This is a genomic window from Eggerthella sp. (genome assembly GCF_048329335.1).
GTDB classification, from domain to species: Bacteria; Actinomycetota; Coriobacteriia; order Coriobacteriales; family Eggerthellaceae; genus Eggerthella; species Eggerthella lenta.
This window is the reverse complement of sequence record NZ_DBFEGU010000129.1, coordinates 1-9,045: the sequence shown is the minus strand read 5'-3', so window position 1 is coordinate 9,045 and position 9,045 is coordinate 1. Positions and strand designations below refer to the sequence as shown.

General features: G+C 65.6%; 8 protein-coding genes and 1 pseudogene. 5 read left to right on the top strand and 4 right to left on the bottom strand.

The window, feature by feature from the left end:
• From ACMO6A_RS04000 to ACMO6A_RS03985, 4 genes are all read right to left on the bottom strand, one after another.
• Positions 1 to 982, bottom strand: a 982-nt coding sequence (locus ACMO6A_RS04000; protein WP_418470814.1) for an ABC transporter ATP-binding protein, incomplete at its 3' end; no start/stop codon positions are given.
• Between the two features lie 4 nt (positions 983 to 986).
• A complete protein-coding gene (gene nikC / locus ACMO6A_RS03995; RefSeq protein ID WP_015760477.1) occupies positions 987 to 1,919 on the bottom strand; it encodes a nickel transporter permease in 933 nt (310 codons plus the stop codon).
• A gap of 5 nt (positions 1,920 to 1,924) precedes the next feature.
• Positions 1,925 to 2,944 (bottom strand): ABC transporter permease, encoded by a 1,020-nt coding sequence (locus tag ACMO6A_RS03990; protein ID WP_009304657.1) that lies wholly within the window; start codon positions 2,942 to 2,944, stop codon positions 1,925 to 1,927.
• Positions 2,945 to 3,205: 261 nt separating this feature from the next.
• Entirely contained in the window at positions 3,206 to 4,840 is a 1,635-nt protein-coding gene (locus ACMO6A_RS03985; protein ID WP_009304656.1) for an ABC transporter substrate-binding protein, read from the bottom strand.
• A 575-nt stretch (positions 4,841 to 5,415) separates the two neighbouring features.
• On the opposite strand from ACMO6A_RS03985, the gene ACMO6A_RS03980 reads away from it, so the two are divergent.
• The 5 genes and pseudogenes from ACMO6A_RS03980 to ACMO6A_RS03960 all read left to right on the top strand — a co-directional run.
• Complete coding sequence (locus ACMO6A_RS03980) at positions 5,416 to 6,801, top strand: TrpB-like pyridoxal phosphate-dependent enzyme (protein WP_009304655.1); 1,386 nt, start codon at positions 5,416 to 5,418, stop codon at positions 6,799 to 6,801.
• 68 nt (positions 6,802 to 6,869) lie between these two features.
• Positions 6,870 to 7,568: an ABC transporter ATP-binding protein gene (locus ACMO6A_RS03975; protein WP_009608316.1), complete on the top strand. Its 699-nt coding sequence runs from the start codon at positions 6,870 to 6,872 to the stop codon at positions 7,566 to 7,568.
• Positions 7,565 to 8,356 (top strand): ABC transporter permease, encoded by a 792-nt coding sequence (locus ACMO6A_RS03970; RefSeq protein ID WP_009304652.1) that lies wholly within the window; start codon positions 7,565 to 7,567, stop codon positions 8,354 to 8,356. The genes ACMO6A_RS03975 and ACMO6A_RS03970 overlap by 4 nt, the downstream gene beginning before the upstream one ends.
• Positions 8,357 to 8,396: 40 nt before the next feature.
• Positions 8,397 to 8,741: a hypothetical protein gene (locus tag ACMO6A_RS03965; protein WP_009304651.1), complete on the top strand. Its 345-nt coding sequence runs from the start codon at positions 8,397 to 8,399 to the stop codon at positions 8,739 to 8,741.
• A 33-nt stretch (positions 8,742 to 8,774) separates the two neighbouring features.
• A pseudogene (locus ACMO6A_RS03960) lies at positions 8,775 to 9,045 on the top strand (histone-lysine N-methyltransferase); the annotation flags it as partial.

Below are 9,045 nucleotides of genomic sequence, written 5' to 3'. Positions count from 1 at the left end.
CCTCGCTCTTCACTTCTCCGTCGGCGCTCTCGTACAGGAAGCAGCGCACCTTATGGCCGTCGACGTCCACAAGCTCGGGAACCTTCGTGCGGCAGATGTCCATGCAGGAGTCGCAGCGGTCTGAGAAATGGCAGCCCGGCGGCATCTCCAACGGGTTCGGCACCATGCCCTTGATCATGTACAGGCGCTTCGAATCGTCGTCCTCCAGGCGGGGGATGGACTTCAGCAGGCCCAGCGTGTAGGGGTGCATCGGGTGGTCGAACAGCGTGCGCACCTCGGCTTCCTCCACCACCTGGCCGCAGTACATGACCACCACGCGGTCGGCCGTCTCCGACACCACGCCCAGATCGTGCGTGATCAGCAGCACGGCCATGCCCGTGTCGTCGCGCAGGCGGCGCAGCAGATCGAGGATTTGCGCCTGGATGGTCACGTCGAGGGCCGTCGTCGGCTCGTCGGCGATGAGCAGCTTCGGGTTGCAGGCCAGCGCCATGGCGATCATCACGCGCTGGCGCATGCCGCCCGACATCTGGTGCGGGTAGTCGTTGATGCGTGCCTCGGGGCTGGGGATGCCCACTTTGCGCAACAGGTCGACGGCACGGTCCTTCGCCTCGGCCTTCGACACTTTCTCGTGGGTGCGGATGGCCTCCACGATCTGGTTGCCCACGCGGTACACCGGGTTGAGCGAGGTCATGGGCTCCTGGAAGATCATCGCCATGTCGTTGCCGCGCAGTTCGCGGTACTGCTTCTCGGACAGGGTTGCGAGGTCCTTGCCTTCGAACTCCAGGGAGCCGCCGGCCACGTGTCCCGGCTCGGCCAAAAGACCCATGATGGACAGGCTGGTCACGGACTTGCCGGAACCCGACTCGCCCACGATCGCCAGGATCTCGCCTTGATCCACGTCGAAGCTCACGTCTTCGACGGCGCGGACGATGCCCTTCTTGACGGGGAACTCCGTTGAGAGGTTCTTCACCGAAAGAAGCACGGGATCACCTCTTCCTTGCTTTGGGGTCGAGACCGTCGCGCACGCCGTCGCCCAGGAGGTTGAACGCGAGCACGGTCAGCGTGATGGCCAGGCCGGGGAATATCATGAGCCAAGGCGCGCGGAACAGCTCGTTGCGCCCGCGGCCCAGCATGTCGCCCCATTCGGCGGCAGGCGGCTGCACGCCCAAGCCGAGGAAGCCGAGGGCGGCTGCGTCGAGGATGGCCGTGGAGATGCCCAGCGTGGCGCGGACGATGATGGACGGCAGCACGTTGGGAAGCACGTGCTTGAACACGATCTTGAAGTTGGAATCGCCGATGACGCGCGCGGCGGCCACGTAATCGTTCTCCTTGATGGAGAGGATCTCGGAGCGCACGATGCGCGCGTATTCGGGGATGGCCACCAATCCGATGGCCACGACCGCCTTTTCGATGCCGGGCCCGAGCGCCGCCATGATGGCGATGGCCAGAAGGATGGAGGGGATGGCCAGCATCATGTCCATGATGCGCATGATGACGGTGTCCCACTTGCCGCCCTTGTAGCCGGCGATGGAGCCCAGGATGACGCCCACGGTGAGCGAGATGGCCACGGCGGCCAGGCCCACGGTCAGCGTGATCTGCGTGCCCACGAGCACGCGGCAGAAGATGTCGCGGCCCTGGATGTCGGTGCCGAACCAGTGCTGCGCCGAGGGCCCCAGCAGCGATTCGCCGAGGTTCTGCGCGTACGGGTCGTAGGGCAGGATGCCGGGCGCCAGCTTCGTGACGATGGCGATGGCGGCCAGGATCAGGATGAAGATGCCGCTGACGAGCGACGCCTTGTTGGACACGATGCCCGCGAACACGTCTTTCCAGATGCTCTCGTGCTTCTCCTTGACCGGTTGGCCGTTCAGCAGCGCGGCATCGCCGGCCGGCTCCGTGGCGAGCAGCTTGTTCTTCGCCATGCGGATCACCCCTCTTCCTTCGCGCCGTACTTGATGCGGGGATCGAGGTAGGCGTACACGATGTCGACGACGAGGTTCATGATGACGAAGATGACCGCCACCAGAAGCACGATGCCCTGGACGACGGGGAAGTCGCTCTTCAGCACGCAGTCGACGGCGAACTTGCCGATGCCGGGCCATGCGAACACCGTCTCGGTGAGCAGCGCGCCGCCCAAGAGGCTTCCGAACTGCAGGCCGATGACCGTGGACACGGGCAGCATGGCGTTGCGCAGCGCGTGCTTGATGTTGACGGAGCCCTTCGACAGGCCTTTGGCGCGCGCGGTGCGGATGTAGTCGGCGTTCAGCGTCTCCAGCATGCTGGAGCGCGTCATGCGCGTGATGATGGCCATGGAGTACAGCGACAGCGCCAACGTGGGCAGGATGAGGTGCACCAGCACGTCGGCGAGGCCGGCCCAGTTGCCCTGCATGATGGTGTCGAGAATGAAGAATCCGGTTCCTCCCGACGGTTGCAGGAGGGGCGACACGCGGCCGCTCGACGGCAGCCAGTGCAGGATGCCCGAGAACAGCAGGATAAGCAGGATGCCCGACCAGAAGATGGGCATCGATACGCCGACGAGCGCGATGAGCATGCTCACGTTGTCGGCCGCCTTGTTCTTCTTCACTGCCGCCAGCACGCCCAAGGCCACGCCGACGATCGACGCCACGATGATGGCGCAGATAGCCAGCTCGGCGGTGGCGGGGAAACGCGCCGCGATCTCGGCCGTGACCGGCTGGTGGGTGTAGTACGACGTGCCCAGATTGCCTTGGAGCGCGCCGACGATGAAGTTGATGTACTGCAGCCAGATGGGATCGTCCAGCCCGTTGTCGGCGCGCCATGCCGCCATCGCCTCGGTCGTTGCGTGCTCGCCCAGAACCACCGGAGCCGGGTCCGGGGCCAACACGCGTGTGATGAGAAAGATGATGACTGTCACACCCAGCAAAACGGGAATCACCATGAGGATTCGTTTGAGGATGTATTTGAGCAACTGCTGCTCCTTTCTTTACCGGGATCCGTCCGGGCGGCGTGTCGGCGCCGAGCGAACAGGAATGAAGCCGGAGGCAGTGCCTTCGGCTTCGAGCGCGCGTCCGGTTTCGCCCGAACGTGCAGTCGTGGATCGAAAAAGATCGCATGACAGTGTAGCGCACTTGCTCTCGTTTGACGGCAAGAACGCCATGCCGAGCGGTAATAGAACCCAAAAAAGGGGCCGCTCGACGCCGAGCGGCCCCGTCCGCGCGAAGCGAGAGGCTTACGCTTCCTTGGATACGCCCTTGAAGAAGGCAACGCCCGTCGGATGGTAGTAGAAGTCCTTGACCTTCGGGTTGATGCCCAGCAGGTTCTTGGAGTGGGAGATCAGCACCCACGGCTGCTTCTCGGCAACCATCTCCTCGCACTTGAGGTAGATGGCGTCGCGTTCATCGCCGTCGGGCGTGTCGACGCCCTGAGCGATGAGGGCCTTGTACTCGTCGTCCTGGAAGTGCGCCACGTTCATGGACCAGTTCGTGTCGGCCAAGAGGTTCATGAAGTTGTCCGGATCGCCGTTGTCGCCCGTCCAGCCGTAGAAGCAGATGTCGTAGGGATCGGTCTGCACCTTGGTCTTGTAGGTGGTCCAGTCGTACTCGGTGATGCTCACGTCGACGCCTACCTCGGACAGGTAGCCTTGGATCATGTTGGCCAGCTGGCTGCCGCCCTTCTGGTTGTAGGGGCGCGCGGTGGTGTACGTGATGCACTGCAGCGAGGTGATGCCCTTGTCGGCCAGGGTCTTCTTGGCGGCCTCGGGGTCGTACGCCGTCTGCTTGACGTCCTTGGCGTACGGGGCCATCCAGGTGGGCATGACCGAGTTGGCCACGGTGGCGTAGTCGCCGTAGATGGCCTGCACCATCTCTTCGACGTTGATGGCCTGGGCGACGGCCTTGCGCACTTCCTGGTCGGTGCACTGGCCGGTCTCGGTGTTGAACGCCATGTAGTTGATGGTCATGCCGTCCTCGGAGAACAGCTCGAAGCCGTTGCTGGTCACCTGGTCGGCCGACGAGGGGTCGACGCTCGAGATGATGTCGCACTCGCCGTTCATGAGCGAGGTCAGGCGCGTGTTGCCCTCGGCGATGATCTTGAACACGAGGTTCTTGACCTTCGGGGCTTCTCCCCAGTACTCGTCGTTAGCCACGAGGGTGACCGAAGCGCCCTTCGTCCAGTCGACGAACTTGTAGGGACCCGTGCCCTTGGGCTCGGCGATGGGCTGGCCGGGGGTGGCGGCATCGATTGCCGCAGGGGACACGATGGGGGAGGCCAGCGCCATGGCCAGGTTCTTCAGGAACGGGGTGGACGCGGCGCGCAGGGTGATCTTCACGGTGGTGGGATCGACGGCCTCGACGGTTTCGACGCCGTTGCCCGCCTCCTTCTCGCCGAACACGAACGACGCATAGGGCATGTCGGAGTTGCGGTTGGGCTCGAGCTGACGCTCGATGGACTTCTTCACGGCTTCCGCGTTGAACTCGGCGCCGTCGTGGAACTTGACGCCTTCGCGCAGCTTGATGGTGTACACCTTGCCGTCGTCCGAGATCTCGGGCAGATCGACTGCCAGGCACGGGGCGACCTTCGCATCCTTGGCGCCGTACTGGTACAGGCCTTCGTGGATGTTGCAGCTGACCACTGCGGACTCGCCGTCGTCGAAGTACGCCGGGTCGAGCGCGCGCGGATCGGCCGTGAGGCTGTACGTGATGGCGTCGGCCGCGCCGCCGCCCGTCGTGTCGCCGCCGCTCGCAGCCGGCGCGCTCGTGTCGCCGCCGCTGCAGCCCGCCATGCTCACCAGGCCGAAACCTGCGGCAGACACGCCGAGCAGCTCGACGAACTGGCGTCTGCTGAACGTGTTCTTGCTTTCTTCCATTTGTCGTTCTCCTTCCCTCGCACCCCGCGTCGAACGGGGCCCTCCAGCGAGTCGTGCGACTTTGCTGACGCTTTCGCGCATGCTAGCAAAAAAGCGTATCAACATACTCTAGTGCAATAAAGCACTGTGTACCAGGTAATTTACCCCATGGAAACAAATATCGGCCGTCTGCGGCGCGAAAAACCGCCCAAAGGCGCCTGCGGCAGCGCAACAGGCGGGCGCAAGCGGCACGATTATCGGCGCATTCGGGCCAAAATCGCGCTTTGCATTTCGCTGCGCGGCGCGCTATACTGGCGGGCGTACCCGGAAACCGAGCATGAAAGGCTCCCCTTTGCAACCTGTCGCCAACATCGTTTGCGCTGCCAGCGTCCTCGCGACGCCGGGTATCGGCGCATGGTGGTGGAGCAGAACGCATTAATCCCGGGTCCCCTGGCTTCTGTTCACGCACACATACTTATCAGAAGAGCCCTCGGAGATCCGGGGGCTCTTTTCGTGCGAGCTGCACGAACCGAAGCCGACTGCGAACATCCGCGGCGGGCAAGCCGCGGGACCGACCGATTGGAAAGGAAACGACCATGACCGAACAAGCACCGCATCGTCTGTACCTGCGCGAAGACCAGATCCCGACGCAGTGGTACAACCTGCGGGCCGACATGCCGGAGAAGCCGGAGCCCATCCGGCTGCCGAACGGCCAGGTCGCGCGCCCCGAGGATCTGGCTTCCGTGTTCTGCGACGAGCTGGTGCGCCAGGAGCTGGACGACGACACGGCCTACGTCGACATCCCCGAACCGGTGCTGGAGATGTACCGCATCTACCGCCCGTCGCCCTTGTGCCGCGCGTACAACCTGGAGAAGGCCCTCGGCACGCCCGCCAAGATCTACTACAAGTTCGAGGGCAACAACACGTCCGGCTCGCACAAGCTGAACTCGGCCATCGCCCAGGCTTATTACGCGAAGGCCCAGGATCTCGACGGCATCACCACCGAGACGGGTGCGGGCCAGTGGGGCACGGCGCTCGCCGAGGCGTCGGCGCATTTCGGGCTCAATCTGGACGTGTTCATGGTGAAGTGCTCCTACGAGCAGAAGCCGTTCCGCCGCAACATCATGGAGACGTTCGATGCGCACGTGACGCCCTCGCCGTCCGATACCACCGAGATCGGCCGCAAGATGCTCGCCGAACATCCCGACTCCTCGGGCTCGCTGGGCACGGCCATCTCCGAGGCCGTGGAACGCGCGCTCAACATTCCCGGCAACAAGGGCCGCTACACGCTGGGGTCGGTGCTTAACCAGGTGGTGCTGCACCAGTCGGTCATCGGCTTGGAGAGCTACGCCGCCTTCGAGGAGCTGGGCGAGTACCCCGACGTGGTCATCGGCTGCGCGGGCGGCGGCTCGAACCTGGCCGGCCTCGTGGCTCCCTTCATGCGCGACAAGATCAAGGGCGTGCGTCCCGACACGCGCTTCGTGGCCGTCGAGCCCGCCAGCTGCCCCTCGCTCACGCGCGGGCGCTACGCCTACGATTTCGCCGACACGGGCCGCACCTGCCCGATGGCCAAGATGTACACGCTGGGCAACGGCTTCCTGCCCAGCCCCGACCACGCCGGCGGCTTGCGCTACCACGGCATGAGCCCCATCGTGTCGAAGCTGAAGCACGACGGCTACATGGATGCCGTCGCCGTGAAGCAGACCGACGTGTTCGCCGCCGCCGTCGAGTTCGCGCGCCTCGAAACCATCCTGCCGGCCCCCGAGAGCGCGCACGCCATCTTCCAGGCCATGGAGGAGGCTCGCCGCTGCGCCGAGACGGGCGAGGAGAAGACGATTCTGTTCGGCCTCACGGGCACGGGGTATTTCGATATGAAAGCCTACGACGCCTACAACCGCGGCGAGATGAGCGACCATGTTCCCACCGACGAGGAGCTGGAGGTCGGCTTCGCCAGCATCCCGCACATCGAGGGCGTGCAGTAGGCGCGCGCCCTGCGGGCTTCGGGCCCCGCAGCCTATGCGTTGCGGGGCCCGGGTGCTACTATGGTTCCATGAGCCTTTTCCAAGCCGAGGACATAACCGCCTCCTACCTGCGCGCCGGCGTGCGCACGACGTTGTTGTCGGGCGCGAGCTTTTCGCTCGAAGCCGGCGGCGTGTACGACCTCGTGGGGCCGTCCGGGTCGGGGAAGTCCACGCTTTTGCGCGTGTGCGCCCGCATGCTGGCGCGCGACGGCGGGGAGCTGTTCTTGGACGGCGCGCCGTCCTCCTCGTTCGAGCCGGTGCAATGGCGCCGCCGCGTGTGCCTTGTGCCGCAGCAGCCGGCGCTCGTCGGCGGCACCGTGCGCGACAACCTGCTGCTTCCCTGGACGCTTTCCGTGAACGCGGGCTCGGCGCCGCCGGCCGACGGCGATCTCGAGCGCCTGCTGGAGGCGGCGGACTTGCACGACGTGGAGCTCGGCCGCAACGCGGCGCAGCTGTCGGGCGGCCAAGCCGCGCGCGTCGCGCTGCTGCGCGCGTTCGCCACGCGGCCCCGGGTGCTGCTGCTCGACGAGGTGGACGCCGCGCTCGACGACGAGTCGGCTCGCGCGGTGGGGCGCCTGACCAAATCGCTCGTCGACGATCGCATGGCTTGTCTGCGCATCCGACACCGCGCTGCCGACGGCGTGGCCTGCGGCACCTTCTCGCTGCGCGACGGGGCGCTGTCGTACGCGTCGCGCGCCGACGCCGACGGGGAAGGGACGCGCTCGTGAGCGGGGGCGTCGTCGACATCGGCTACGTCGAGCTGTTCTCCGCGAGCGCCCTCATGCTGGTGGCCGGGCTCGTATCGTGGAAGTTGGAGCTCGGCCAGACGAGGCGCATCGTCGTGTCGTCGGTGCGCTGCTTCATGCAGCTTTTGGCCGCGGGGTTCCTGCTGACGTACCTGTTCGAGTTCCAAACCTGGTGGCTCGTCGCGCTCGTGCTGGCCGCCATGGTGATAGCCGCCACCCAGATAGCCGTGTCGCGGGTGAAGAGCCGCATACCCGGGCTCGTCCCCTCCGTGTTCGTGTCGCTGTTCGTGTCGTCGTTGGTCGTCGGGTTCATCGTGGTGGAGGGCGTCGTGCGCGCCGACCCGTGGTTCCACGCGCGGCAGGTGGTTCCCATCGTGGGCATGATCATGGGAAACGCCATGGCCGCGGTGGCGGTGGCCATCGACAGGCTGTTCTCGGACCTCGATGCGCGCGCAAGCGAGATGTTCTCTCTCACGGCCCTGGGCGCCACGCCGCGCGAGGCCGCCGCGCCTTCGCTCAAGGCCGCCATCGGGGCGGGCATGACGCCTGTGCTGGCGAACATGTCGGCGGCGGGCATCGTGACGTTCCCCGGCATGATGACCGGCCAGCTGCTGGCGGGAGCCGATCCTCTGTCGGCGGCGAAGTACCAGATCGTCGTCATGCTCATGCTGTCGGCCGCCAACACCGTCGCCATCGTGACGGCCTGCTTCATGACGTACCGCAAGCGCTTCGCGCCCGATGGATATTATTTGGACGAGGGCATACGCTAGGATAATCATCTATAATCGCATTGACGTGAAAGGACGATCCGTGGTTGCAGGCGAACCCAAGTTTTCCCATATTACCGTGACGCCCGACGACGAGGACGACGTCGTCATCCAGGCGGGAGCGCGCCCGACGCGGCCCGCTGATCCCGCCCCCGCATCGCCGTGCGAAGAGGAGCCGGCGCCCGAGCCCGAGCCCGCTGCGGCGAACGGCTCCTCGACCGACGAGGACGCGCGGCCGAAGCGCGAGAAGGCCGGGAACGAGGGCTATCGGGAAACCACGATGGACGATCTCAAAGCTGCCCCGATGCCGCTTGCGCAGAAGGTCGTGCTTGCGCTCGCCGCGGTGGGCGTGGTCGCGATCGTCGCGTGGTACCTGTTCTTGCGCTAGCGCCCCCGTTCCACCTGTCAGGAAGGTTCAACGATGCCCAAACATGCTCCCAACGTACCCAAAGGCACCCCCTCCGACCGCTCCGACGAGCGCATCGGCCTCACCGAGGCCTTCTCGCCCGTGGGCGACGCGCAGGCGCCCGTCGACGGATCGGACGAGCGCATCGGCTTGACCGAGGCGTTCTCCCCGGTGGGCGACGGCGCGCATGCCGGCGGTTTCAGCTATCGGGGCGACAACGACGACGAGTACCCTGATGCCATCGAGGCTCTTGAGCCGGTTGACGCTCCTCCGCTCCTGTTCGGCG